Raw genomic sequence first — 26,486 nt, forward strand, 5'->3', positions numbered from 1 at the left:
CCGGCTGACCTCGTCCGGCGCGCGGAGTCGGTGCGACGGGGGTTTCCCGTGAGTAGCATGTGCTCCGGCGCCGGACGCGCACGCGGGCCTCCCGCGGGCGGCCGGGCCCGGCGCCTCGCCCTCCGGCGAGACCACCGCACCCGAGAGACGAGGACGGCCCCGTGGGCTCGGAAACCCCGCTGGACCTGTGGCGGGCCGCTGCCGCTGCGGACCCCGCCCGCCCCTTCGCCACCGTCTACGACGAGGCGACCGGCGGCCGGGTGGAGCTGTCCTACGCCACGTTCGACAACTGGGTGGCCAAGACCGCGAACATGCTCGTCGACGGACTCGGCGCCGAGCCGGGCGACCGGGTCGGGCTGGCGCTTCCGCTGCACTGGCAGAGCCTGGTGTGGCTGCTGGCCTGCTTCTCGACCGGCACGACGGCCGTGGCGGGGGCGCCGGGCGCGGTGCCCGACTGCGACATCGCGGTGGCCGATCCCGACCGGCTGCCGGCCGCGCTCGACACGGGAGCGCGGGAGGTGGTGGGCACGTCGCTGCATCCTCTCGGCGCTCCGCTCGCCGAGTGCCCGCCGGCCGCCGCGGACTACGGTGTCGAGGTGCGCGGCTACGGCGACCGGTTCGCGGCCGCCGCGGTCGACCCCGCAGCACCGGCGTTCGAGGTGCCCGGCGACGCCGCCGGCGGCACGGACCTGCTGGGCGCCGAGATCGCCGCCGGAGCCTCCTCGGGGGCCGAGCTGGCCGAGTCCGCACGGCTGCGGCTGGCCGAGTGGGGGCTGGCCTCCACCGACCGCGTGGCCGTCATCACCGCCGCCGGAGACCCCCTCACTGCGCTGGGATCGCGGCTGCCGCTACTCCTCGCCCCGCTCGCGGGTGCGGTACCGCTCGTAGTGCTCCCCGCCGACGATTCGGCTAATCTGCAACCGCGGTTGGACATGGAACGTGTCACGGCGACAGCCGGCGCTCGGCCCGGCACCCCCACTCTCGCCGGATCCTTCAAACCGCTGACCTGACCCCTCCCCACATTTGGTGCGATAATGCCCGGAAAACGCTCGTCCCGAGGCTCCGCGAAGGGGCGCGCGGCACGGAAGAGCCTGTCCATCGGCGGCTGGCTCGCGGTCCTGACGACCGCTGCGGTGATCGGGACCAGCCTCACCGCCTACGCCGCCTATTACGACATCTACGGCAATATCGACCAGCAGAGCATCAACACCGACGCGTTCGGCAACCGGCCCAGCCGGGTCGAGGGTGCGCTGAACATCATGGTGATCGGGTCGGACATCCGCACGGGCGAGAACGCGAAGTACGGCGAGGCCGAGGGCGCGCGGCCCGACTCGCTGATCATCGCCCACATCTCCCCCAACAAGGGGCGTGCGACCCTGGTCAACCTGCCGCGGGACCTGCTGGTCGACCTGCCCGCGTGCGAGGCCAACGGCGACAAGCCCGGCATGGCGGCCCAGCGCGCCATGATCAACACGCCGATGTCCCTCGGCGGCATCCAGTGCCAGTGGAAGGCCGTGGAGCACATCACCGGCATCCACATCGACCACTTCGTGAGCGTCGACTTCACCGGCTTCAAGGGCATCGTCGACTCCCTCGGCGGGGTGCGGATGTGCATCCCCGAGCCGATCGACGACGAGAAGGCCAAGCTCCACCTGGAGGCGGGCGAGCAGGTGCTCGAAGGCGAGGAGGCCCTGGGCTACATGCGCTCGCGCTACGGCCAGGGCGACGGCACCGACCTCAGCCGCATCAAGCGCCAGCAGGAGTTCCTCGGCGCGATGCTCAACCAGGTGATGAGCGGCAAGGTCCTGAGCAGCCCGAGCAACCTGACCTCGTTCCTCGGCTCGGTGACCGAGACCATGACCACCGACGACGAGTTCACCCTGGAGGTCATGAGCGACCTCGCCGTGGCGATGCGCGAGGTCGACCTCGGCAACATCAACTTCGTGACCGCCCCGAACGGCCAGGCTCCCGACGACCCCAACCGCCTGGCCCTCACTGAGCCCCAGGCCTCCCAGCTCTTCGAGACCATCGCCAAGGACGAGAGCATCACCGGCGACGACGGCGGAAGCGGCAAGGGCGACGGCGGCGGAAGCGGCGGCGGAGGCGAGAAGAAGGAGAAGGTCGAGCCCTCCGAGGTCTCGGTGGAGGTGCTCAACGGCGAGGGCACGCCGGGCCTGGCCGACCAGGTGGGCCAGTGGCTGACCACCGAGGGCTTCCAGGTGGCCAACACCGGCAACCCGCTGGAGATCCCCGCCCAGACCACGATCTACTACGGGCCCGGCCAGAAGGCGCACGCCCAGGCCATCGCGGACGAGGCGGTCAACGCCACCATCGCGGAGAGCCCCAACCTCGGCGAGACGGTGCAGCTCGTGCTCGCCCAGGACTGGGACGGCTTCACCAGCAACGCGGGCAGCTCCTCGTCCGGGGCCGGCGGGGTCGACGGCACCACAGCCGCCGAGGCCGAGCAGAAGTGCGGCTAGGCGCGGCGGCGCCCGGGCGCGCCCGGGCGTGAGAACGGCGGCGGGGCCGGATTCGAGGAGTGTTCCTCGGTTCCGGCCCCGCCGCCGTTTCCGCTTCCTGCCGCGCGCACCCGCCCGGCCCGGCGTCCGTCCCGCCGGGCCGGGCGAGGCGCGCTCAGGCTGTGACGGCTCCCGCGGCGTCGCGGCTGGCGGGCACCTTGCCGTGGACGATCAGGTCGGTCCACATCTCGCATACCCGCCGCAGCGCGTAGTTCTCGGTGATCTCGGCCTTGGCGGCGCTGCGCGCGGCGTCGAAGCGGCCCTCGGAGACGACGGCGTGGATGGCCTCCGCCATCTCCTTGGGGCTGTCGTGCAGCCAGCGCCCGGAGTAGATGGTGTCGGCGCCCGGCCAGGTCAGCACCGCGGGGATGCCGCCGGAGGCGGCACACTCGGCAGGCGCGAGGTGGAAGCTCTCGTCGTCGCTGGTGGAGAGCATGAACCCGACGCGGCGCAGCCAGGTGGCCACATCGGGACCGAACGGGTCGAACACCACGCCCTCGGCCAGCAGCGGGTCGCGCTGGACGGTGCGGTAGGTGCGCTCGTAGTACTCGCGCTCCTCCGGCCGGTTCCACACCCACCAGTAGTCCCACGGCTGCTTGGTCTTGACCGCGAGCGTGAAGCGGGGGTCGCGCCGGCGCAGCTCGCCCAGCACCTCCACACCGCGGTCGAGCCGCTTGCGGCTGGGCGCGATGCCGACCATGCCCAGCGTGAACTCGGCGCCGGGCAGCTTGGGCCGGTCGAGCTGGTCCACGTCGACCCAGTTGGGCAGGACGACCACCTTGTCGGCGGGCCAGCCGGCGAGCTCGCGGGTCAGCGCGGCGTAGTACGGGCTGACGCACACCACCGCGTCGATCTTGTCGATGTCGAGCTTGCGCGGCCACTCCGCGTAGAGCTCGAAGCGGTGGAGGCGCACCACGAGCCGCTGGTCGGTGCGCTTGTGCTCGGCGTAGAACAGCGCGTTGGGGCCGCACCACTCGCAGATGACCACGTCGGCCCAGGCCGCCAGCTCCCGGCTGCGGTACTGGTCGTGGTTGCGCAGCGACTCCCACTCGTCGATTCGGACGTCCAGACCGGGAAGCGACGTCAGGTATTCGGCCAGCCGGGTGAAGAACTTCAGGTCGTGGCCGGCGATGACCACCTTGAGCGGCCGCTCCGGGTCCGTGCCGGAGGGCGCCGAGGGGCAGGCGAGCTCCAGGTAGCCGCTCAGCCGCTCGGCGGCGCGCTCCAGGGTGAAGTCGGCGGCGGCCGCGCGGCAGCGCTCGGCGGCCTCGCGGTAGATGTCGGGGTCGGCGGCCAGGGTCAGCGTGTCAGCCACCGAGTCGGTGGTCTCGCCCGCGTAGAGCGGATAGTCGGCGCCCAGCAGCCGCTCGTGCATGGGGGTGCGGTTGACCACGACCGGCAGTCCCAGCGCCCCCAGTTCCAACACCTTGGTGGACAGCTCCAGGCTCGCGTCCATCCCGGGATCACGCCAGGACAGGCCGACGTCGCACTGCGCCGACAGCCGCAGCGCGTCGGCGCGGGGCTTGCCGCCGTGCCAGACCAGGCCCTCGGTGCCCTCCAGCGCCCTGCTCATGTCGCGCGCCCACTCCGCGGAGTCGCGGTGCACCTTGTCGCCGATCATGTGCAGCTCGGCGGGCACGCCGCGTTCGGCCAGGGCCGCCGGGAGCTGCGCCATCTCCAGCGTGTTCCAGCGCGGCGCGAACTTGCCGGTGTAGACGAGCTTGAGCGGCTCGTGCGGGGCACCGTCGCTCACCGCGTCGTCGGGGGTGACCACCACGGGCGGGAAGAGCACGCTCTTGCCGCAGGCGGCGGGCACCGCTGACTCCAGGAATCCGCGCAGCTCCTCGGTCTGGCAGAGCAGGAACCGCGACGCGACGGCGATGTCGGAGATCTCCGAGACCGCGGTGGCGTTCATCTCCGCGACGGTCTGGGGGACGTCGGTCAGGTAGGTCCACAGCCGGCCGGCGAGCTGCTCGCTCTGCGACGCGGCGATCGCCAGCCGGCGGCCGCGCACCACGACGAGGTCGAAGCGGTCCTCGGAGTCCAGCCGCATCATCAGCTCGACGGCCTGCTCGGGTGTCAGGCCGCGCTGCCCCGCCTCGGGCGCCAGGCCTTCCTCGTGGGTGCGGCGCACGGTCACCCCGGCGACCCCGGACAGCGGGGCCACCAGGCGGTCGGTGGTCACCGGCGCCTTGAGCAGCAGCGTGGCCTCGCACCCGGCCGCGGCCAGGCCCTGGGTCATCGACTGCGCCCAGATCGCCGAACCGTCGATGATGTTCAGGTCGACGTCGCCGTAGACGAGCGCGCGCAGCTTCCTCGGCCGCTCGCTCGCCGCGCCGCCGGTGCGGTCGGCCCGGGGCCCCTGAGCGTCGCCGACTCCGCTCGCTCGCTCGCGTTCGCGAGGATGGTTGGTCACGTGCTTCCCTTCGTTCCGATACTCCGGGCCGCGCCCGTGCGGGCGCCGTCCCGGCCTGCTCGGCCCACCCGGAGCCGGGTCGGCGGCCGACCTGTTCGGATTGCGCTGACGGCGGTGTGCTTGGGGGACGGATGGTGGGCCGGCATCAGCCGGCGCTGGGCGTGCTGCGGGCGCGGTCGGCAGCGCCCGCCTCGGTGCCGCGCAGCGGCGCGAGGGCGAGCAGCCGCGCGCCGTGCCTGTTCCACACGCCCGGCTGAAGCGCGCGGCCGACGAGCTCCCGGCGAGCGAGCTCGGGCACGATCGCGCTCACGAAAACATACTCCTGCTCGGCCGCCGCGTGGCCGACCGCGTCCGCCGAGTCCCCGTCCGGCTGCTGCGCCGTCCGCCAGGACGGCACCGCGGGCCCCACGGCGTCGGCGCCGGAGCACTCGGCCGCGCACAGGAGGTCGGCGAGGTAGTGCTCGCCGCGCGGCGCGGTCCACAGGACCGCCCACGGCACCGACGCGGCACGGGCCAGGCGCGCCCAGTCCTCGGGCCGGGGTGCGCCGTCGGGGACCGCGCCCTCGGCCTCGCGCAGCGGGACGCCGTGCGAGCGCATCCGCTCGATACCGGCCAGGTTCGTCGCGCTCGCGGGCACGACGACCTCGGCGGGGGCCTGGGACTGGCTCAGCACGTCGCCGGCCAGCGCCAGGCTGTCGGCGTCGTCGCCGGGCATGGCCAGCAGGGCGGCCTGCCGGCCGCGTAGCGGCAGCGAGGGGCTGCCCGATCCGGGGGCGAAGCCCAGGCGGCCGAAGATCTCGGCGAGGCGCACCGGCGTGGCGTCGGTGAGGAACACCGAGCGCAGCACCAGGCGCAGCTCGTCGGAGGTGAGGGGACCGGCTTGGCGCAGCCGGTGGAGCTCGTCGGCCGCGGCGGTGGAGCGCAGGGCCGCGGCGTCGGCGGCGATCTTGCGGACCGCGGAGTCGCGCCCGCCGTCCTCGGCGCCGTGCTGGACGCCGCCCAGGAGCAGGGCGCGGGTGCCGCACACCAGGGCCCGGTCGGCCAGCGAGGAGTCGTCGACGACCACGCCGGAGGACGCGCGCAGCCCGTCGGGCAGCTCCTGCCAGCCTCCGGACAGCCGGCGCAGGCCGTCCTCGGCGAGCCGCGCGACGAGCCGGTCGGCCACGGCGCCCGCCGGTGCGGGCGAGGGCACGTAGGCGGGGTCGGGGGCGCGCTCGGGTTCGGCGGCGACGGGGTTGAACCGGTGCAGGGGGACGCCGGTGTCGCCGCGGTGCACGTGGTCGAACTCCAGCGCCGCCAGGCCGGGCGGGGCGGGGGCGTCGGCGACGAGCACGGTGGGCACACCGCGGGCCTCGGCGGACTCGACCACCCAGTTCAGCACCCGCGTGCGGTCGCTGACGGCGGGGTCGCCCGCGTGGGCCCACAGCGAGCCGGGCGCGGTGGCCGAGGCCGATACGCACACGACGTCGACGTCGACGGACTCGAACGCCGCCTGGGCGTCCTGCGGCCGCAGCGGCACGACCAGGACGTAGGGCTCCAGCGCCGCGCGGACCTCGGGCGAGAGGACGCCCGCGACCACCAGCCGGCTGTCGCGCACACCCACGCCGCCGGAGAGCAGCCGGGCCTCTTCGCGCTCGGCGTCGAAGGAGCGCACCGGCTGGGCCTTGCGGCCGCGTCCGGTGGCCGGGCCGGTGCGGCCCGCCTTGCGCCAGAGCCGGAAGAGGTCGCGCGGCAGCCGGACCAGGCCGCGCGCGGGCCGCTTGGCCGCCGCGGTCAGGGCGCGGCCCACCTGCAGCGAGGTGGAGCCTTCCAGCGCCGCCAGCCGCGCCTTGGCCTCCTGGAGCTGGGCCTCCCGCTCGGAGAGGGCCTGGCGCAGCTGTTCGGTGTGGCTCAGTTCACGCCGTTTCACGGGACACTTCCTGCCTTGGGAGGTTGCGGATCCGGTCGGGCATCGAGCACGGCCTCAGGCACCGCGGTTCGCACTCGCCGCGGGGGCGGCGGTCCAGTCGGCCAGGACCGCCGCGATGCGCTCGCCGGCGCGGCCGTCCCACAGCGGCGGCACGTCGGCGCCCGCCGCCGTGCCGAGCCCCTCGCCGGCCAGGATCTTGGAGACCAGGCCGGGAAGCTCGGAATCGGTGACCAGGCGGTTGCTGCCGTGGGTGATGGTGATCGGCCGCTCGGTGTTGGGCCGCAGGGTCAGGCACGGCACGCGCAGGATCGTGGTCTCCTCCTGGACGCCGCCGGAATCGGTGACCACCGCGGTGGAGGCGCGAACCAGGGTGACGAAGTCGACGTAGCCCAGCGGCTCCAGCAGGTGCATGCGGGGGTGGCCGTCCAGGCCGGCGGCGGTCAGGGCCGCGCGCCCGCGCGGGTGCACGGGCATGACCACGTCGATCTGGTCGGCGACCTCGTGCAGGCGGGCCACCAGGCGCGCGACGACGTCGGGGTCGTCGACGTTGGCGGGGCGGTGGAGGGTGGCGGCGACATAGGACTCGGGCAGGTCCAGGCGCTCACGCAGGGCCGCGGTGTCGAACCGGTCGAGGCTGCCCAGCAGCGTGTCGATCATCGGGTTGCCGACCAGGTGGATCCGGTCGACGGCCACGCCCTCGGCGGCGAGGTGGCCGACCGCCTCGGGGCTGGTGGCGAAGCACAGGTCGGCCAGCTGGTCGGTGACCCGGCGGTTGACCTCCTCGGGCATCGACCAGTCGAAGGAGCGCAGCCCTGCCTCGACGTGGGCGACGGGGATGTGCAGCTTGGCGGCGACGAGGCCGGCGGCCAGCGTGGAGTTGACGTCGCCGTAGACGACGACCAGACCCGGTGAACGGGAGGTGAACTCTTCCTCCAGGCCGGTCATCAGCGCCGCGGTCTGCTGGGCGTGCGAGCCCGAGCCCACGCCGAGGTCGACGTCGGGGCGGGGCAGTCCGAGCTCGCGGAAGAAGACCGCCGACATGCGGTCGTCGTAGTGCTGGCCGGTGTGCACCACCGACTGGCGCAGGCCCCGCGCCGCCAGAGCCGACACGACCGGAGCCGCCTTGACGAAGTTCGGCCGTGCGCCGACGATGTGCACGATCTCGCCGGCGCCGGGTCCACCGTCGTAGGACGGCGGTGCGAGCGCAGACTCGGCCGTGCGCCCGGGAGCCGCCTCGCCATCGGCGCCGGCTCCGTCGGCTCGGTCGCTGCTGGAACGGGCGGCCGGTGCTGACGACATCGTGTTCCCTTCGTTTCCGATCCCCCGGTTCGCGACAGTTGGACGCTCAGGTGTCACCGGAGGATCACTTCGACATGGTTGGATACCCCACCGTGCGCAATTTCGTGAAAGCGGCCACCTTTACCGCGAGCCTGACCTGGCGACACCTGAGGACCGAACCCGCTCGGCTGCCGCTGCTCGGGCTGCGGCTGCTGCCCGAACGCGCACGGACGCCGGCGCGCGCCGCCCTGGGCCGAGCCGGGGCCCTCCCCCGCGCCTACGCCTTGTGGGACGCGGGCAACCGGGCGGAGTCGATCGACGCCCTCCGCAGCGCCGCCCATGGAGCCTCCAACCGTCGCCTCGCCCGTCTCACCGCGTTCGCGTTGGCGGTCGAGCAGCCCGGAGTCGCCGAGGAGCTCATCGCGATGCTTCCCGAGGACCGGATCCGCGCCGGGCTGGCGCACCGGCTGGCGCTGACGACGGGCCGCGCCGTCCGTGCAGAGCCCTCGGGCCGGTGGCACGACCTCACCGTAGCGCCGAAGCGGAGAACGCCACACCACGACACGATGAACGATCAGGAATCCGGCGATTCCCGGCGGGTCCTGCACCTGGTCACCAACGCCCTGCCGCACACGAACGCCGGATACACCCAGCGGACCCACCGCATCGCCCGGGGCCAGCTCGCCGCCGGGCTCGAACCGCACGTGGCCACCCGGGCGGGCTACCCGCTGACCAAGGGCATCGCCGACACGCGCCGGCTGGTGGAGGTCGACGGCGTGCGCTACCACCGGCTGCTGCCGTGGCTGGCGCCCGCCGACCCGTCCGCCGAGCTGCGTGCGGGGCTGCGGCTGGCGCTGCCCCTGGCGCGGAGGCTGCGACCGGGCGTGCTGCACGCGGCCAGCAACCACGGCAACGCCCGGCTCGCCCTGGAGCTGGGCCGGCGCCTCTCGCTGCCGGTGGTCTACGAGGTGCGCGGGTTCCTGGAGGAGTCCTGGCTCTCGCGCGACCCCTCGCGCAGCACCGAGGACGCGTTCTACACCGCCGAGCGGGCCCGAGAGACCGCCTGCATGCAGGAGGCCGACCTGGTCGTGACGCTGGGCGAGACCATGCGGGCCGAGATCACCGGGCGCGGCGTCGATCCCGCGAAGGTGATCGTGGTGCCCAACGCCGTCGACGAAGCGTTCCTGGAGCCGCTGCCCGACGGCGCCGGCCTGCGCCGCGAGCTGGGCGCGGGCGAGGACGGGTTCGTGGTCGGCACCACGACCAGCTGCTACGGCTACGAGGGCCTCGACACCCTGATCGACGCCGTGGCCGAGCTGCGCCGCCGCGGTGTGGCCGCACACGCGCTGATCGTGGGCGACGGCCCGGAGCTGGGCGCCCTGCGTGAACGCGCCGCGGCGGCGGGGCTGGGCGCGGCGGCCCACTTCCCCGGCCGGGTCCCGGCCGACGAGGTGCGCCGCCACCACGCCGCTCTGGACGTGTTCGCGGTGCCGCGGCGCGACGAGCGCGTCAGCCGCATGGTGACGCCGCTGAAACCGGTCGAGGCGATGGCCGGCGGTCTGCCGGTGGTGGCCTCCGACCTGGAGGCGCTGCGCGAGATCGTCGATCCGGGCGCCACCGGCGAGCTGGTCCGGCCCCAGGACCCCGGCGAGCTCGCCGACTGCCTGGAGAAGCTGGCGGCCGACCCCGGCACGCGCGCCGACTACGGCCGCGCCGCGCGCGAGCGGGTGGGCCGCGACCGCACCTGGGAGGCCGCGGCGCACCGCTACATCGAGGCCTACGCGTCGCTGCGGGCCTGAGCCGGCACCGGCCCCGCGGCTGCCCGCGGCCGCCCGGGGCACCCGCGCTCCACGCGCGCCGCGCCCAGCCCTTACCCGCGGACGTCGCAGAACCCTGTGGAAACGGCGTTTTCCCAGTTCACCGGCATTTCGCCGAAACATCGGCAAACCCAGAAATCCTGGGTGGCCTGGGGGTTAAATCCTCCGAACATGTAAGAGTTTCGACCGAGCGCTCCCGCGGCCCTGCCCTAGAGTCGGTCCCAGGAGAGGCGTGCGTCAGTGCGGATGTGTAGCTGAACAGGCACGGAACCGGACGACCGATGCGCGCCTTACACCAATTCGGGAAGCCGCAGGGGAAGTCGGCGGAGACTGACCGATATAGGCCATCTCGCCAATCGAGCCAACGCGCAGCCGTACTCGCGCGTCCTCGTCACCGGAATGGCCGTGCAGGGCACCTCGGGATTCCCCGATAAAAGAACGAAGGCGAGGGTGACCCCCGTGGACGTCGCAACCCCAACATCGGATCTGGTCGTCATCGGCTTGGGCTACGTCGGCCTGCCGCTGGCCCACCAGGCCACGCGGGCCGGGCTCACCGTCACCGGGCTCGAAGTCAGCTCCGCGGTGGCCGCCGACCTCAACGCCGGCCGCTCGCACGTCGACGACCTCGACTCGGCCGACATCGCCGAGATGGTCGAGGGCGGGTTCACCGCCACCACCGACGCATCGGTGATCGCCGGCACCCGCAACGTCGTCATCTGCGTTCCCACGCCGCTGTCCGAGGAGGGCGGCCCCGACCTCGGCGCCGTCGCCGCCGCCGGACGCGCCATAGCGGCGCACCTCGCGCCCGGAACCCTGGTGGTCCTGGAGTCCACGACCTACCCGGGCACGACCGAGGAGGTCCTCCGGCCGCTGCTGGAGGAGTCCGGCCTGGTGGCCGGTTCCGACTTCCACCTGGCGTTCTCGCCCGAGCGCATCGACCCCGGCAACGCCACCTACGGCGTGGCCAACACGCCCAAGGTCGTCGGGGGCATGACCGAGCGCTGCGGCGAGACCGCGGCCGCGCTGTACCGCCGCTTCGTCGACACCGTGGTCCAGGCGCGCGGCACCCGCGAGGCCGAGATGGCCAAGCTGCTGGAGAACACCTACCGCCACGTCAACATCGCCCTGGTCAACGAGATGGCGATCTTCTGCCAGGAGCTGGGCGTGGACCTGTGGGACTCCATCTCCTGCGCCGCGACCAAGCCGTTCGGGTTCCAGGCGTTCTACCCCGGCCCCGGCGTAGGCGGGCACTGCATCCCGATCGACCCGAACTACCTCTCCTACAAGGTCAAGACCCTGGGCTATCCGTTCCGGTTCGTCGAGCTCGCCCAGGAGATCAACGCCCGCATGCCCAGCTACGTGCTGCAGCGCTCCCTGGAGCTGCTCAACGACTCCGGTCTGGCACTGTCGCGCTCGCGGGTGCTGCTCCTGGGCGTCACCTACAAGCCCGACATCGCCGACCAGCGCGAGTCGCCGGCCCGCCCGGTCGCGCGCAAGCTCGCCGAGAAGGGCGCCACGCTCACCTACCACGACCCGCACGTCGAGGAGTGGAGCCTGAACGGGCACGCGCTCCCGCGCGCGACCGACCTGGAGCAGGCCATGGCCGAGGCCGACCTGACGATCCTGCTCACCGACCACAGCGCCTACACGCCCAAACTGCTCACCGAGCACGCACGGCTGCTCCTGGACACCCGCGGCGTGCTGCGGCGGCTGCCCGCCGGCACGGTGCACGAGGACGGCCACACCACCGCGCCCATCGAGCGCGAAGGCGCGGTGGTCCTATAAAGACGCGCCCGCCTTCGGTCCGCCGCGGCGCCCGCCCCGCACCCGCCGAGTGCGGTGGCGGGCGGGAGTGCCGCGGTCAGGGCTTCATCCACTCAACCTCCCGGCGTAACCCCGGTTTTCACCTGCTGTTTCCCCGTCTCCCTAATGTCGGATACGGAGCGGCAGAGCTCCAACAGGGGAAGCGCCCGGAAACCGGCGTTCGGAAGTGGTGAATTCGCATATGCACGCACTCGTGGCCACCGTGGTGCACCATCCCGAGGACGCGCGCATCCTGCACCGCCAGATCCGCGCATTGCTCGATGCCGGGCACCGGGTCACCTACATGGCGCCCTTCGCCGACCGCGGCGTCACACCGTGGCGGGAGCTGACACCGGTCGACGTGCCGCGCGCGACCGGGAGGCGCCGCCTGGCGTCGCTGCGGGCGGCCCGCGCCGCCCTGGCCCATCACGCTCCCCAGGCCGACGTCCTGCTCTTCCACGATCCTGAGCTGCTCCTCGCCCTGCCGCGCACGCGCCCCGCCACCGTGTGGGACGTCCACGAGGACGCGGCGGCGGCACTGCTGACCAAGCCGTGGATGCCCCGGCCGCTGCGGCGCCCGCTGGGGCCGGTCGTGCGGGGCTTCGAGCGCCGCGCCGAGCAGCGGATGCACCTGCTGCTGGCCGAGGAGGGCTACCGCGAGCGCTTCGCCCTGGCGCACCCGGTCGTGCCCAACACCACCTACGTCCCCGAGCGGCCCGAGCGCAGACCCGGCACCGACCGGGTCGTCTACCTCGGTCACCTCTCCGCCGCGCGCGGCGCCCACGAGCTCATCGAGATGGGCCGGATGCTGCGCCCGCACGGCGTGCGGGTCGAGATCATCGGCGCCGCCGATCCGGGCATCCGGCCGCTGCTGCGCGAGGCCCAGCGCGAGGAGGCCGTGGAGTGGTACGGCTTCGTGCCCAACGACCAGGCCCTGCGAATGGTCTCCGGCGCGCTGGCCGGCGTCTGCCTGCTGCAGGACACCCCGAACTACCGCAGCTCGCTGCCGACCAAGGTGGTCGAGTACATGGCACACGGCCTGCCGGTCGTCAGCACGCCCAACCCTGCGGCGGTCTCGCTGGTCACCGGCCGGCCCGAGGGCGAGTGCGGCGCGGTCGTGCCGTACGGCGACCCGTCCGCGGCGGTCGACGCGGTGCTGGCGCTGCGCTCCGACCAGGCGCTGCGCGAGCGTCTGGCGGCCACCGGGCACGCCGTCGCCCGCTCCTGGTTCCACTGGCCGCAGCAGGCCGAGCCGTTCGTGCGGCAGCTGGAGGAATGGGCCGGTGCACCGCCCCGGCTTCCGCGGCAGGCGCGCACCGCGCCCGGACGCGCGGATGCGCCGGAGGCCGCGCCCGCGGCACCGCCCGCGCCGGAGTCCGGCCCCGAACCGGAGCCCGCGGAGTTCCGGCCCGCCAGGCGGATGCCGCTGTGACACCGCCCGAGCGCCGCTGAGGGCCCTCAGCCGGGCGGAGGTCCGCCGCCGATCGGCTCGCCGGTCGGCCCGGCGGACCTCAGATGACCGGCGGGCGCCCGGCCAGGGTCATGCGCCAGGCGGTCGACCAGCGCATCGGCCTGCGCCGGCCGCAGTCGCCGCGCCAGCCCTCGCCGAACCCGCGGAACCACGCCCGCAGCGCCGACAGCGACCGCACCCGCAGCACCGTGATGCCGATCCACACGCCCAGGTGCGACAGCGCCAGCGGCCAGGGCAGGTTCCGCCGCACCAGCCAGACCCGGTTGCGCGCGTTGAGCCGGTAGAAGTCCTCGTGCCGGCTGGGGTGGGTCGAGGGGTGGTACATGACCGCCTCGGCGTCGTACTCGATGTGGTAGCCGGCGTCCAGGACGCGCCAGGCCAGGTCGCTCTCCTCGTGTGCGTAGAAGAACCCGCCCGGCAGCCCGCCGGCCGCGTCGAAGGCGGCGCGCCGGACGGCCGCGGCCCCGCCCAGGAACGTGGTGACGCGGCTGGAGCGCAGGGGGTCGCCGGCGCGCAGGCGCGGCACGTAGCGGCGCTGGTCGGGCCCGCCGTCCGGGTCGACGATGCGGAAGGTGACGATGCCCAGGCCGGGATCGGCCGCGAAGCGGCCGCTGACATGGCGCGCGAGGTCGCGCGAGCGGTACCAGCCGTCGTCGTCGAGGAAGAGCACGATGTCGCCGTCTGCGGCCTTGACCCCGTGGTTGCGGCCCTCGGGGATGCCGATGTTCTCGGACAGCCGGACGGTCTTGACGTCCTCGGGCAGCGGGGGCAGCTCGGCGCCGTTGCTGACCACGATCAGCTCCAGCTCCGCGCCCTCCTGCTCCAGCACGCTGGTGACCGCGCGGCGGAGCTCGGCCGGCCGGGTCCCCATCGTCAGGATGACGCAGGAGATCTTCAACCGCTGCTCCCCTCCGCGCCCGGCCGGATCCGATCCGTCAACGGTACGGGACAGCGCGGCCTCGCCGTCGGCGACGTGCTGCGGCGCGGGAGCGGACGGCTCTGCGGACTCGGGAGCGGCGGCTGGGTCGGGGCCGCTCGGCAGACCTGGACTGGTCATGGGAACCGTTCGTGAACCTGGACTCGTGGTTGACAGTGAATGACCGTCGCATGAAACGGCTAACAAGAGGATAAGGGGGGAGCGCCGACGACACGCCCGTAGCTGACGCGCGGCACGCGGTCGTGCGGTGCGGAATCGGGCGGCGGATCGGGCGTGTCGCCCCGCGCGTCGCCGACTGTGACCGGGGAGGCGCGGAGGCCCGCGCCCCCCGCGGGCGCCGGTGGGGGACTCCGCGCGAGTCGGCGTCCCCCACCGGGCGGCGGAGGCGGCGGCGGGTGGGTCTACTCCAACCGGCGCGACGCCAGCACGCTGACCATGTGCAGCAGCGTCTGCAGCGCGGCCACCGCGACGCAGACGACCACCAGCACCCGGGTGGCCATCAGGTCGCCGCGCACCAGGTCGATCACGGCGGTTCCCAGTGCCAGCAGCGAGAGCTCGACGGCCTGGATGACCCGGTGGAACCGCAGCGCGGCCGCCGCCTTGCGGGCCATGCCCAGTCGCGGCGAACGGGGCTGGAGCGCCGCGTCGGAGACCTTCTCCGGCAGCCCGGCCTTCGCCCGGGCCACGACCACGTTGTCGGTCTCGGCCTTGATCAGGGCGGCGCCGAGGGCCGCGGCCATGCCGCCGATCACCCAGCCGCCGGCGTCGAGCCCGCCCTGGGCGCGGACCCCGAGGCCGATGAGCAGGGCGACCTCGGCGAGGTAGTGGCCGATGCGGTCCAGGAAGATCCCCGCGACGCTGGTGCGGCCGGTGTAGCGCGCGACCTCGCCGTCGGAGCAGTCCAGCAGCAGGTAGAGCTGGATCAGCACGACCGCCGCCACCGCCGACCAGAACCCGCCCAGCGCGAGGACGGCGCCGCCGAGCACCCCGGTGGCCATCATCAGGTAGGTGATGGGGTTGGGGGGAACGCCCAGGCGGATGAAGACGACGCTGAAGTAGGGCGACAGGTCGCGCATGTAGAGGCGGCCCGCCCAGTGCTCCTCGTTCAGCCGCTCCTTGATCCCCTCAGGCTGGCCGCCCGAACGCACCTCATCGATCGATGGCTTTGACATATTCCGCCACGCTCCGCCTGATGTCGTCGTCCGAAAGGGCCAGGTGCTCCAGGACCGTGTACCGCCCCGGCCGGGTGGCGGGGGCGTGGGCCACCGCGCGCGCGAACTGCTCCTCGTCCAGGCCGACGTCGCCGGGCAGGGCGGGCAGGCCGTGGCGGTCGAGGCAGGCCCGGATGTCCTTCATCCGCTCCTCGCCGAACCCCTGGTACCGGCTGCGCAGGAAGTAGGCGTAGAGGGCGCCGATGCCGGCCAGCTCGCCGTGGTTGCTCGTGCCCGGGTAGAGCTGGTCGATCGCGTGCAGCACCTCGTGGCAGGCGCCGCTGGCGGGGCGGCTGGAGCCCGCGACCGACATCGCCATGCCGGAGAGCACCAGCGCCTCGGCCAGGGCGGTCAGAAAGTCCTGCGAGTCGACGGTGTCGCGCCGGTTGACGATGGCCTCAGCGGCGGTGCGGGCGAACGTCACGGCCATGCCGTCGACGGGCTCGCCCTGCTCGCGGCCCGCCAGCTCCCAGTCCGCGATCGCCGACAGGTTGCTGACGACGTCGCCGATCCCCGAGCGCACCAGGCGCTGCGGTGCGGCCCGCACGTAGTCGACGTCGACCACGACCGCGACGGGCATCGTGACGCCGTAGGAGCCCTTGCCGCTCTCGTGCTCCAGGGAGCTGACCGGCGAGGCGATGCCGTCGTGGGAGAGGTTGGTGGCCACGGCGACCATGGGGATGCCGGCCATGGAGGCGGCGAACTTGGTGACGTCGATCGTCTTGCCGCCGCCGATGCCGGCGACCGCCTCGTAGGCGCCCGAACGCAGCTTCTTGCCCAGCTCGGTGGCCACGTCGACGCTGCCGCCCTCGACCTTGAAGACCTCGCAGTGCGGCAGGTCCAGCTCGCCGGCGATCTGGGAGCCCTGGCCGGGCCCGACCGCGACGGCGATGCGGCCCTCGTTGGCGATGCGGCGGTCGGCCAGCACCGTGCCCAGCGACGCGATGGCGCCCTGGCGCACGTCGATCGCCAGCGGCGCGTTGACCATCCGGGCTAGTAGCGGCATGCGATCTCCCGAGCGCGGTTCAGGTCGTCGTGGTCGTCGACCTCGACCCAGTCGACCTCGCCGATCGGCGCGACGGCGACCTTGCCGCCGCGGTCGACCAGCTCCTGGAAGCCGTCCTCGTAGTAGAGCTGCGGGTCGCGCTCCCAGGTGGCCTGCAGCGCGTCGGCCAGCCGGTCCGAAAGCGATCCCTCGATGAGGGTCGCGCCGATGTACTCGCCGGCGGCCTCGGCGGGGTCCATGAGCTTGGTGATGCGGCGGAGATGGCCGGACTCGTCCAGAGTCACCTTCATCTCCTCGTCAGCCAGTGTTTTGGCGCTGTCCACCGCGAGGAGCAGCTCCGGTCCGCGCGCGGCCAGTAGCGTCTCTTCCACGCTCACCGGGTGAACGGTGTCGCCGTTGACGAGGAGGACGCCTTCGGAGAAGAACTCGCGCGCGGTCCAAAGGGAGTAGGCGTTGTTCCACTCCTCGGCCTTGTCGTTGTAGGCCAGAGTGAGCCGCACCCCGTGGCGACGCTCCATCTCCTGCTTGCGCTGCTCGACCGCCTCGGCGCGGTACCCCACGACGACGACGACGTCGGTCAGGCCCGCGGCGGCGAGGTTGCGCAGCGAGATGTCCATGATGGTGGTCTCACCATCGACCGGCACCAGCGCCTTGGGCAGCGTGTCGGTGTAGGGGCGCAGTCGGCGCCCGGCTCCTGCGGCAAGAACCATACCGAGCATGTAGGCGTGTTCCTCCTTACGTCGTGGAGGCGTCCACGCCTCCCGATTCGTTGCGCGGAGCCTCCGCTTCCGCGATCGGGGCCGCCAGCCAGCTCGTCGTGGCCTCCCACACGAGCAGTACCGCGAGGTAACCCGTCAGCACACCGTAGGCGAACGGCAGCCACCCCAGTGCCCCGCCAGCGGCCAGGACCAGCATCCGCCCGTCCCAACCGAGCATCGCCCGCATGACCCAGGCCGGCGGACGCAGACCGGTGCGGGTGCGGTGCACGGCGTCTGCGTGGTGCAGCGCGACCGCAGCCAACAGTACGAAAACCAGTGGGCCGCCTACGCCGGACCCGTAGCCGAGCGCGAGGAGATAAAGGTACTCCGTCGCGCGCAGGAGGGGCGGGACGAGCCGGTCGAACCGTCCGTCGTGCGGGTGCCCCGAGGCGACTCCGGAGAGCAGCAGCGCGGCGACCGGTGCGAACAGGGTAATGCCTGCCAGGTGGTTGAGTCCCGTCGCCATCAGGACTCCGGCCACCAGCGCCCCGGCGAGGGTCGGTGGCAGCGGGGGCAAACCGCCTGCGACGATCCGGCCCATGGCGGTGCTCAGGTGGCCGTCATCGCGGAGGAACCGCAGGTCCACGCTGGTTCCGGGCGGGGAAGCGGCAACGCCCACGGCTCACCTCGCGATGTCGTCGTCCGGGGGGCTGGCGAGGTCGGCGGCGGCCGCGAGGGCGCAGCCCGCGATCAGTGCGATGAACGTCACCCGTGCGTCCCAAATCGTTATCGTAAGGGCCACCGCTGCGAATCGTGCGGCTTGCGGGAACGCGGCGAGCCGGGCGAGAAGAGCGCGGCGCGGTCCGCCGCCGCGGCGGGGCGCGTCGCCGCCGGTGTCTGCCGTGCTCTCTGCCGCGTCAGGTGCGGTCGAGCCCGGCGCGCCTTCGCCGAGGGCTTCGGCGCGGACCTCGGCCCAGCCGGGCCAGGGGGCGCCCTTGGGCACCGTGCGGATGCCGAAGAGCGCTGCGCCGTCGGCGCCCTCGGCCGACGCGGGGGCCCCGGAAGCGCTCCCGCCGCCCTCGCCGGCGTCGGGTGCTGTGTCGGGCGCGGCGTCGGGCGCTGTGTCGGGGCCGGACGCGGCGGTGTCGTCCTCGGCCGTCTCGCGGCCCAGAAGCTCGGCGGTCAGCGAGGCGTCGCCGGGCGAGCCGTCCTCACGGTGCCGGCTGGGATCGACCGCATCAATGGGCCGGGGCAGACCCGACTCGGGACTCCACTCGGGCTCGCCCGCGCCGGCCCGACGCGCGGCGGCCAGGGAGTCGCGCAGCGCGACGGCGATGAGCGCGCCCGCGGCCCAGCCCCACGCGTCGGCCACGCCGGCGGCCGTGCCGCCGATCGCCAGCCCGGCGTAGACCGCGTACTCGCGCAGCCGCCCCAGGACCAGCGCAAGCCACACGTCGAGCCGGTCGCGGCGCGCGGCGCGCACCCGTTGCGCCAGGGCGTCGGTGAGCACCACCGCGCCCAGCAGCAGCGAGCCGATGACGGCGCCGCGCGGTCCGCCCTCGGTGAACCACACACCGGCGGCGACGGCCAGCACCACCCCGATCCGCGTCATGGCGGACGGGCTCACCCGTACCGGGCGCCACCGCCGACCGGTCGGACCGCTGCGCCTGCCGCCTCCGCGTCCGGCGCGCGCATCGACATCTGACACGGCAGTGCCCCTCCCACGCGGCCTCGCGTTCACCGTGTACCCGAAGGGGTACGCGTGGCAACCATCGGCACACCGCAGGCGCCGGAAGAGGTGAACCGCCGCCGGGGTCGGGCGCAGAACCGGCGGGTCGGGCCGCCCGGTCGCCGCGCCTCGCGCCCCCTAGTCCGCGTCGCCGACCGCGCCGCCGCGCTCAGCCGGTTCGGTCTGGTCAGCCGGCTCGGCGCGCTCGGCGCGCCGGTCCGCCTGGTAAGCCCGAAGCACCGCGTCGATGCCGGCGTCCAGGGCCAGCGCACCGTCCTTCAGGTAGAAGCCGCGGGAGCAGAAGCGGCGCAGGTCGGCCTCGTTGTGCGAGACCAGCACCATCGTCCGGCCCTGGGCCAGCATCCGGTCGATCGCCGCATAGCACTTCGCCCGGAACCCCTCGTCGCCGACGGCCAGCACCTCGTCGACCAGCAGGATCGGGTGGTCCAGGCGGGTGATGAGCGCGAACCCCAGCCGGACCTTCATGCCGCTGGAGTAGTGCCGCACGGGTGTGTCGACGGATCCGTCGCGCAGGTCGGCGAACTCCACGATCTCGTCGAAGCGCTCCTCGATGTCACCCGGGCCCATCCCGTGCAGGGATCCGACGAGGTGGATGTTCTCCCGTCCGGTGAGGCGGCCGTTGAACCCGGCCCTCAGCTCCAGCAGCGGCGCCACCCGGCCGCGGACCTCCACCCTCCCCTCATCGGGGATGAGGACCCCCGCGATCAGCTTGAGCAGCGTGGACTTGCCGGTCCCGTTCCTGCCGACGATGCCCACGCACTCGCCCCGGTGGATGCGGAAGGAGGCGTCACGCACCGGCCAGAACGCGCCGCGGGGCCCCGGGCCGCGCCGGGTGCCGAGCAGCATCTCGCGCAGGCCGCGTCGGCGCCTGCGGTCCGCGGAGAACCGGATGCCCAGCCCCTCGGCCTCGATGACGGGCCGTCCCGTCTCCCCCATCACAGCTCCTTCAGCACCGACGTCTCCAGACGCCGGAACGTCGCGTAACCGACGGCCAGGACGAGGACCGCTCCGCCGATGCTCGTGGAGAGGACCAGCGCCCCGGGGGCGTCGGCCGGATACCAGACCGCGTGGTGCATCTTGAAGATGCCCAGCAGCGGGTTGAACTGGAACAGCGTGACGAACCAGGCGGGGAGGCGGTCGGACTCCAGGACCAGGGACGAGGGGATGATGATCGCGGAGCCGTAGAACAGCACCCGGTTCAGGATCCGCACGACGCGCTCGACGTCGCGCACGAGCACGTTCAGCGTCGCCAGCAGCAGGGTCATGCCCAGGGAGAGGACCAACTGGACCGCGATCGCCAGCGGCAGCCACACCAGTAGGCCCTCGGCGCTGGTGCGCCCGCCCAGGGCGAACACGAACACCAGCAGCACCGGCCAGGTGAACAGGTAGTCGACGAACTTGGCCGCGACCGCCTGCACGGGGAAGATCTCGCGCGGCATGCGCATCGTGGTGATGAGCCTGCTGTGGCTGATGAGTGCGGTGGGCGCCTGGCTGAGCGACTGGGCGAACCACAGCCAGGGGAGCAGGCCCGAGATCAGAAAGAGCGGGTAGCCGCCCGGGGCGTCGCCGCCGCCGGGAACCCCGCGGTCGGTGTCGAAGACGAGGCCGAAGACGAAGAAGTACACCCCCGCCATCGCCAGGGGCTCCAGCATCGACCACGCGTAGCCGAGGACCGAGTTCTGGTACCTGACCTTCAGGTCGCGCCGCACCAGGAGGCCGACGACCCGCCGGTTCCGCCAGACGGCGAGCGCGCGTGACGCCACCGCACCTCCTGCCCGTTCCCGCCGCCGCGGGCGGAGCCGCTGCGCATCCCTCACCGCCTCCCGCCGCGGCCCGCGGCAGGGGCGCCTCGCGCTCCCGGCAGCACCGCCCGATCCGGCGGCGCGGCGGGGGTTCCAGCCTACCGGCGGCCGTACGCGGCCCCCTCCGCTCCGGCGCGCACCGGCCGCCCCGATGCGGGTGGGCTAATCTCGGCTGCGGCGCCGGGAGGGCAGCGCAGCCCCGCCGATGGCCGGCGCCGACGGCCGCGGCAGAGAGGACGACGATGCAGGTGGACCCCGCCTCGCCCGCGCACGCGCCAGCGGGTGCGCGCCCCCACGTGACGGCGGCCGTGCTGGCCGGCGGCGTCGGCGCGCGCATGGGCGGTGGGCGGCCCAAGCAGCTGCTGCCGCTGGCGGGCCGCCCGGTGCTGGAGCACGCTGCGGCCGCGTTCTGCGCCGCTCCCGAGGTCGACGACGTCATCGTGCTGATGGTGCCCGAGCACCGGGCCGAGGCCGAGGAGATCGCCGCGCGCCTCGGCGGCGTCTCCGCCGTCCTGCCGGGCGGCGCGAGCCGCACCGAGACGTCGGTGGCGGCCTTGCGCGCGCTGGAGCACCGCGGCGACGGCGACCTGGTGCTGCTGCACGACGCCGCCCGGCCGCTGGTGACACCGGGGGTCGTCGGCGCGTGCGTGGGCGCCCTGGCGAGCGCGGGCGCCGTGGGGGTCGCCGTCCCCTCCGGCGACACCGTCGTGGAGGTCTCCGCGGGCTCAGGGGGCGCCGAGGTGCTGCGCGACGTCCCGCCGCGCTCCTCGCTGCGGCGGATGCAGACCCCGCAGGGGTTCCGCCTCGGAGTGGTGCGCCGCGCCTACCGGAAGGCGCTGGCCGACCCCGCGCTGGTCGCCACCGACGACTGCGGCGTCGTGCTGCGCTACCTGCCCGAGGAGGAGGTCCGCATCATCGCCGGCGACGAGGCCAACATCAAGGTCACCAACCCCGGCGACGTCGAGATCGCCGAGACCCTGCTGCGCCTGCGCGAGCAGAGGGCGGCCGGGGACGGCGGATCGGGCCCGGCCGCTACCGGAACCCGCGACCGGCGGCGGGAGTCCCGCAGGTGAGCGTGTTCAACGCGCCCGCGGTCGTCGGCCACCGGGGCTTCGGACGCGGCGCCGACTCGGGCTACCGGGAGAACTCCGCGGAGTCCTATCTGGCTGCGGTCGGCGCCGGGGCGCACTGGATCGAGATCGACGTGCGGCGCACTGCCGACGACGTGCTGGTCGTCCACCACGACGCCGCCCTCCCCGACGGCCGGCCGATCGTTGACCTGCCCGCGGACGTGTGCCGCGAGCACGGGCTGCTGACCCTGAAGGAGGCGTTCGCGGCCGTCCCCGACGCGGTGGGGGTGGATGTCGACGTCAAGACGGTGATGGAGGACGCGGTCGACCCGCCCGAGCGGCGCACCACGGCGCTGCTGCTGCCCGCGGTGCGCCGCGAGGCCGAGCGCCGGCGCGCCGCGGCCGGCCGCGAGCGCGTGATCGTCTGCTCGTTCGACCCCGCCGTGCTGATGGAGGTCCGGTCGGGGGCGCCGGAGATTCCACTGGCGTGGATGCCGTTCGTGCGCAACCCCCTGGACCAGGCGGTCGCCGGAGCCGCGGGGCTGGGCTGCGAGCTGGTGGCGATCGACGCCCGGTCCTTCGGCCTCACCGGCGATCCCGAACGTCCGGGGCGCCGGGGCGTCGCCTACACCGCCGACATCGCCCACCGCGCCGGGCTGGAGGTCCTCGCCTGGTGCCCCGATCCGGTCGACGCGGCCCGCTTCACCGCGGCCGGCGTGGACGCGGTGGTGGTCGACGACGTCCCGGGCGTGGTCGCGGCGTTGAAGTCGCACTGACGCGGCCGCCGCCCGGCGGCCCGGGCGGCGGGCTACGCGTGCTGCTCGCGGCCGGCGCGGGCCACGCGGGAGTCGGCGCCGAGGCTGGGCGGGCTGGTGATGAAGCCCGCGCCCCAGGCCATGTGCATGGTGGCCAGCGCGAGCGGGATGCTCAGGCGGGACCGCCCGGGCAGCCCGCGGCCGAGCGGAACCGACGCCGCGAGGATCGCGGCCGCGTAGGCGCCGGGGATGAGCCAGGCGGGCCAGAACACGACGCCGCCCACCAGGCCGGCCGCGATTCCGCAGAGCGCGACCGGCGGTGCGAGGTACCTGAGGTTGATCGTGCCCTTGTGCTGGCGGGCCACCACGCGCCGCCAGCGGCCGTAGTTGAAGTACTGCTTGGCGAGGGCGCGCACGCTCGGGCGCGGGCGGTAGGAGACCCGCATCCGCGGCTCGAACCAGACCGTGCCGCCGCTGGTGCGGATGCGGTGGTTCATCTCCCAGTCCTGCGCGCGCAGGAACGCCTCGTCGTAGCCGCCCACGCGCTCCAGCGCCGAACGGCGGAAGACGCCGAGGTAGACGGTGTCGGCCGGGCCGCCTTCGCCGCCCGTGTGGAAGCGGGCGTTGCCCACGCCCACCTTGGAGGTCATGGCGGCGGCGACCGCCTTCTCCCACGGGGTCTCGCCTTCGGCGGCCATGATGCCGCCGACGTTGTCGGCCCCGGTCTCCTCGATGGTGCGTACCGCGACGGCGAGGTAGTCGGCGGGCATCATCGAGTGCCCGTCGATGCGGGCGACGATGCCGTGCGAGGACGCCTTGATCGCGGCGTTGAGCCCCGTGGGGGTCCGGCCAGTCGGGTTGTCCACGACCTTCACCCGCTCGTCCTCGGCCGCGATGCCGCGGGCGACCTCGCGGGTGCGGTCGGCGGAGGGGCCCACGGCGAGCACGACCTCCAGCTCGCCCGGATAGTCCTGCGCGAGGACGTGGCGGACTGCGGACGCCAGATGGCGCTCCTCGTTGAGCACGGGCATGACGACGGATACGGCCGGCCAGGTCACGGGCGATTCCAACGGTCGGGCTGCACTGGGAGCGAGGCCGGTTCGCGGCTTCGCAGTCGATACGGTACTGCACTCTCCGGCCGCGCCCGCCCACGGTGACCGGTGTCTCCCGCCTCCACCCGGGGCGGCGGGCGGCGGCGCGCAGCGCCTGAACCGGACGGGCGCCGGATGCGTCGAACCAGGACAGGGGCCGACACGCCAACGCCGCGCGCTCGGCAGGAAGGGGGCAACACGCCGAGAGCTGACATCGGGCGACCGATCGGTGGATTCGGTGACAACCTAGAGAGGCGAAGTGAGGGCCGGTGGACACGCGCGGAACCGATGGGCACGCGATGCGCAGCGTCCTCTTCGCAGGAGGTGGGGACGGCGTCGGCCGAAGGGCGCGCTCCGGGCCTGCCGCCTGCCGCACCGCCGGCCCCGTTCCGCCCGCGCAGGACCGCGGAGCGGCGAGCGGACGGAGGGTGCTGTGAGCAACCGCCCGGGCGACGACCGGAGCAGCGGGAACCGAGCCGACCGCGGCGGCGAGTTCCGCCGCATGCGCTCCGCGCCGACTCCCCCCGAGCCGCGGCGCGGGTTCACCCCGCCCAGCGGCCGTGTGCGCCGCAAGCGCGTCGCGCTCCTTCTGGCCGGGACCTTGTCGGTGGTGGTCCTGCTCGCGTCGGGGACGGCGTGGTCGCTGACGGGGTGGGTTTCGGGCCGGCTCAACCGCTTCGACGTCTTCAGTGGGCTGGCCGACGGCGACCGCCCGCAGGCCGGCACCACCGGCGCACTCAACTTCCTGGTCATCGGCTCCGACACGCGCGACGGCATGGACCGCTCCGAGCAGAACGAACTGGGCGTGGGCCGCGCCGAGGGGCGCCGCTCGGACACGATGATGCTGGTCCACCTGGACGCGGAGCGCGAGCACATCACCGTCGTGGGGATTCCGCGCGACTCCTGGGTGGACGTCCCCGGCCACGGCGAGAACAAGATCAACGCGGCCTACTCCCTGGGCGGGCCGGCTCTGGCCGTGCGGACGGTCGAATCGGCGACCCACGTGCGCATCGACCACTACGTCGAAGTGGACTTCACCGGTTTCGTCGACATGGTCGACGCCCTCGGCGGCATCGAGGTGTGCCTGCCCCAGCCGATCGAGGACCCCAAGGCCCACCTTGAGATGGCGGCCGGCACGCACGAGGTCGGCGGCACCGAAGCGCTGGCGTTCGCCCGCACCCGGCAGACGGCGGGCGGCGACCTCGACCGGATCGAGCGCCAGCAGCAGGTCATCTCGGCCATGCTGGAGACGGCGCTGAGCACCGACACCCTCTCCGACCCGCAGCGCTTCGGCGACTTCGTCGACACCGCGCTGAACTCGGTCACCGTCGACGAGGGCCTGGACACCGCCGCCATCAACGAGCTCGCCGGGCAGCTGCGCGGCGTCGGCCTGGGCGACGTCACGCTCACCACGGTGCCCGTGGGGCGGACGGACTTCTGGACGCCGCACGGCGACGTTGCGGTGACCTGGGACCAGCAGGCCGCCGCGAAGATGTTCGCGCGCATCAACGCCGACAAGCCGCTCGGCGGCGGGGGGTCCGGCGGTTCGGCCTCCGGCGGGGGCGAAGAGGACGCCGGGCCCCGCCCCGCCGACGTCAGCCTCCAGGTCTTCAACGGCACCGGTATCCCGGGGCTGGGCGCCGAGGTCAGCCGGGCGTTCAGCGACGCCGGGTTCCGGGTGCCCTCGCCCGCGCGCAACTGGTCCAGCTCCGAGGTGGCCGAGACCGTGCTGCGGCACGCGCCGGACAACAAAGCCCAGGCCCGGATGGTCGCCGAGACGGTGCCGGGGTCGTCGCTGGTGGAGGATCCCGGGCTCGGCGACCGGATCGAGGTCGTGGTGGGCTTCAACTACCGGGAGGTCGACGCGCCCGAGACGGCGGCGCCCGCCTCCTCGTCCGCGTCCCCGCAGGGCGCCGGCGGCGGCGCCGCCGGTTCCGCCCCGTCGACCGCCCGCGACAAGGTCTGCGAGGGCTGACCTGTCGCCCGCCGCCGCGGCGCCTCCGCTCGGGCGGCGGCGGGAGGCGGGCGGGCTACCGTGGGGGTCCCGGCACCGCCGGGGTGTACGGCGATCTGTACTGGAGGCACGATGCTGCGCCATCTGATCGGCCTGCTGGCCGGTGCGGCCCTCGCTCCGGCCCTGTGGAGCGGGCTCGCCTGGTCCGCACAGCGGGTCTCCACGACCGTGGGCGAGGGCGGCGGTTTCGACGCACCGCTGACCATGACCGCCGTCGGCGTGCTGATGGCGGTCGGGGTCGCCTGCGGCTTCCTGGCGGGCGCCCGCATCTCGCCGCTGGCCGCCTTCTGCTGCGGCGGGCTGGTGCTGAGCTACGCGCTGTGGCCCGTGCTGGCGCCGGGCACGGTGGACTCGGCACTGCCGGACTGGATCGCCGACGACTCGGTCCTGCACCCGCTGGGCCCCGTGCTGCTGCTGGCGCTGCCGCTGGGCACCCTGCTGTTCATCTCCTCGCTCGCGCCGTCGCGGTGGCGCTCCCGCCGCGCCGAGGCGGCCGGGCCCGCAGCGCCGCAGCAGGCCGACCCCGCCGACAGCGTGCCCGGTCCCCGCACCGAGCACGGACCCGGGCGGCCGACCGGGCCCGCGGCCCCCGCCGCGCCGCCCGAACCGCCCGCGGCCGCCGGCCCGGGCGGGGGCGGGGCCCCGCCCCGCGACCCGCCCGCGCCCGCGGGCCCGGGCGGCGCCGTGCCCGAGCACGGCGACCCGGACAAGACCACCACGCCCATGCGGCGCCGGAACATCGGCCGGCCGCGCTGGCGCGCGAAGGCGCCGGAGCCGCAGAGCGACACGCTGGAGTTCCAGCGCGAAGAGCGCCGCTGAGCCGGTCGGCCCGCGGGTCCGCGGCGCGCGCCGGTCCGGGCGCGGCCGGAGCCCGGCACACCTCTGGCATGCGGCGGCTCCCGCGGTTAGCGTGTGGTGTCCGCGCGCGTCCGCATGAGG

Annotated in this window: 21 protein-coding genes; 9 read left to right on the plus strand and 12 right to left on the minus strand. The window is 74.0% G+C overall.

Translation table 11 applies throughout. The features are described 5' to 3' along the window. Positions 1-161: 161 nt before the first annotated feature. The gene (locus ABD284_RS16980) at positions 162-1,010 is read left to right on the plus strand and encodes a TIGR03089 family protein (protein ID WP_344144514.1); all 849 of its coding nucleotides are present in this window, start codon (positions 162-164) and stop codon (positions 1,008-1,010) included. Positions 1,011-1,034: 24 nt separating this feature from the next. Then, on the plus strand, positions 1,035-2,480 hold the full coding sequence (locus ABD284_RS16985; RefSeq protein ID WP_344144515.1) for an LCP family protein: 1,446 nt from the start codon (positions 1,035-1,037) through the stop codon (positions 2,478-2,480). 154 nt (positions 2,481-2,634) lie between these two features. Here the strand turns inward: ABD284_RS16985 and ABD284_RS16990 are convergent, their stop codons facing one another. From ABD284_RS16990 to wecB, 3 genes are all read right to left on the minus strand, one after another. Beyond that, positions 2,635-4,761: a glycosyltransferase gene (locus ABD284_RS16990; protein WP_344144630.1), complete on the minus strand. Its 2,127-nt coding sequence runs from the start codon at positions 4,759-4,761 to the stop codon at positions 2,635-2,637. A gap of 319 nt (positions 4,762-5,080) precedes the next feature. After that, positions 5,081-6,844 (minus strand): hypothetical protein, encoded by a 1,764-nt coding sequence (locus tag ABD284_RS16995; RefSeq protein ID WP_344144517.1) that lies wholly within the window; start codon positions 6,842-6,844, stop codon positions 5,081-5,083. A gap of 54 nt (positions 6,845-6,898) precedes the next feature. Next, complete coding sequence (wecB, locus tag ABD284_RS17000) at positions 6,899-8,002, minus strand: non-hydrolyzing UDP-N-acetylglucosamine 2-epimerase (RefSeq protein ID WP_344144632.1); 1,104 nt, start codon at positions 8,000-8,002, stop codon at positions 6,899-6,901. 215 nt (positions 8,003-8,217) lie between these two features. On the opposite strand from wecB, the gene ABD284_RS17005 reads away from it, so the two are divergent. The 3 genes from ABD284_RS17005 to ABD284_RS17015 all read left to right on the plus strand — a co-directional run bounded on the left by ABD284_RS17005 (position 8,218) and on the right by ABD284_RS17015 (position 13,174). Next, the gene (locus ABD284_RS17005; RefSeq protein ID WP_344144519.1) at positions 8,218-9,921 is read left to right on the plus strand and encodes a glycosyltransferase family 4 protein; all 1,704 of its coding nucleotides are present in this window, start codon (positions 8,218-8,220) and stop codon (positions 9,919-9,921) included. A gap of 477 nt (positions 9,922-10,398) precedes the next feature. Beyond that, entirely contained in the window at positions 10,399-11,724 is a 1,326-nt protein-coding gene (locus tag ABD284_RS17010; protein WP_344144521.1) for a nucleotide sugar dehydrogenase, read from the plus strand. Between the two features lie 220 nt (positions 11,725-11,944). After that, on the plus strand, positions 11,945-13,174 hold the full coding sequence (locus ABD284_RS17015) for a glycosyltransferase family 4 protein (protein WP_344144523.1): 1,230 nt from the start codon (positions 11,945-11,947) through the stop codon (positions 13,172-13,174). 79 nt (positions 13,175-13,253) lie between these two features. On the opposite strand, the gene ABD284_RS17020 is transcribed toward ABD284_RS17015, so the two are convergent. From ABD284_RS17020 to ABD284_RS17055, 8 genes are all read right to left on the minus strand, one after another. Beyond that, positions 13,254-14,084, minus strand: a complete 831-nt coding sequence (locus ABD284_RS17020) for a glycosyltransferase family 2 protein (RefSeq protein ID WP_344144634.1) — start codon at positions 14,082-14,084, stop codon at positions 13,254-13,256. A gap of 467 nt (positions 14,085-14,551) precedes the next feature. Next, positions 14,552-15,322, minus strand: coding sequence for a CDP-alcohol phosphatidyltransferase family protein (locus ABD284_RS17025; protein ID WP_344144525.1), 771 nt, complete (start codon positions 15,320-15,322; stop codon positions 14,552-14,554). Further along, complete coding sequence (locus tag ABD284_RS17030; RefSeq protein ID WP_344144635.1) at positions 15,300-16,349, minus strand: iron-containing alcohol dehydrogenase family protein; 1,050 nt, start codon at positions 16,347-16,349, stop codon at positions 15,300-15,302. Before ABD284_RS17030 ends, ABD284_RS17025 begins: the two co-directional genes overlap by 23 nt. Before the next feature lie 5 nt (positions 16,350-16,354). Further along, complete coding sequence (locus ABD284_RS17035) at positions 16,355-17,086, minus strand: phosphocholine cytidylyltransferase family protein (protein ID WP_344144527.1); 732 nt, start codon at positions 17,084-17,086, stop codon at positions 16,355-16,357. Between the two features lie 16 nt (positions 17,087-17,102). Continuing rightward, positions 17,103-17,744, minus strand: a complete 642-nt coding sequence (locus ABD284_RS17040; protein ID WP_344144529.1) for a DUF5941 domain-containing protein — start codon at positions 17,742-17,744, stop codon at positions 17,103-17,105. Between the two features lie 3 nt (positions 17,745-17,747). Continuing rightward, positions 17,748-18,677 carry a hypothetical protein gene (locus ABD284_RS17045; protein WP_344144531.1) on the minus strand — a complete coding sequence of 310 codons (930 nt, stop codon included), beginning with the start codon at positions 18,675-18,677 and terminating at the stop codon, positions 17,748-17,750. Between the two features lie 255 nt (positions 18,678-18,932). Next, a complete protein-coding gene (locus tag ABD284_RS17050; protein WP_344144534.1) occupies positions 18,933-19,751 on the minus strand; it encodes an ABC transporter ATP-binding protein in 819 nt (272 codons plus the stop codon). Continuing rightward, on the minus strand, positions 19,751-20,578 hold the full coding sequence (locus ABD284_RS17055) for an ABC transporter permease (protein ID WP_344144536.1): 828 nt from the start codon (positions 20,576-20,578) through the stop codon (positions 19,751-19,753). The genes ABD284_RS17050 and ABD284_RS17055 overlap by 1 nt, the downstream gene beginning before the upstream one ends. A gap of 281 nt (positions 20,579-20,859) precedes the next feature. On the opposite strand from ABD284_RS17055, the gene ABD284_RS17060 reads away from it, so the two are divergent. Both ABD284_RS17060 and ABD284_RS17065 read left to right on the plus strand, forming a co-directional pair. Then, complete coding sequence (locus tag ABD284_RS17060) at positions 20,860-21,690, plus strand: IspD/TarI family cytidylyltransferase (RefSeq protein ID WP_344144538.1); 831 nt, start codon at positions 20,860-20,862, stop codon at positions 21,688-21,690. Beyond that, on the plus strand, positions 21,687-22,463 hold the full coding sequence (locus ABD284_RS17065) for a glycerophosphodiester phosphodiesterase (RefSeq protein ID WP_344144540.1): 777 nt from the start codon (positions 21,687-21,689) through the stop codon (positions 22,461-22,463). Before ABD284_RS17060 ends, ABD284_RS17065 begins: the two co-directional genes overlap by 4 nt. A 32-nt stretch (positions 22,464-22,495) precedes the next feature. Here ABD284_RS17065 and ABD284_RS17070 read toward each other — a convergent pair whose 3' ends face one another. Further along, a complete protein-coding gene (locus tag ABD284_RS17070) occupies positions 22,496-23,500 on the minus strand; it encodes a glycosyltransferase family 2 protein (RefSeq protein ID WP_344144542.1) in 1,005 nt (334 codons plus the stop codon). A gap of 535 nt (positions 23,501-24,035) precedes the next feature. On the opposite strand from ABD284_RS17070, the gene ABD284_RS17075 reads away from it, so the two are divergent. Both ABD284_RS17075 and ABD284_RS17080 read left to right on the plus strand, forming a co-directional pair. Further along, complete coding sequence (locus ABD284_RS17075; RefSeq protein WP_344144637.1) at positions 24,036-25,508, plus strand: LCP family protein; 1,473 nt, start codon at positions 24,036-24,038, stop codon at positions 25,506-25,508. 111 nt (positions 25,509-25,619) lie between these two features. Next, on the plus strand, positions 25,620-26,366 hold the full coding sequence (locus ABD284_RS17080; RefSeq protein WP_344144544.1) for a hypothetical protein: 747 nt from the start codon (positions 25,620-25,622) through the stop codon (positions 26,364-26,366). Positions 26,367-26,486: the final 120 nt, after the last annotated feature.

It is taken from the genome of Streptomonospora arabica (genome assembly GCF_039531585.1).
Taxonomy (GTDB): domain Bacteria; phylum Actinomycetota; class Actinomycetes; order Streptosporangiales; family Streptosporangiaceae; genus Streptomonospora; species Streptomonospora halophila.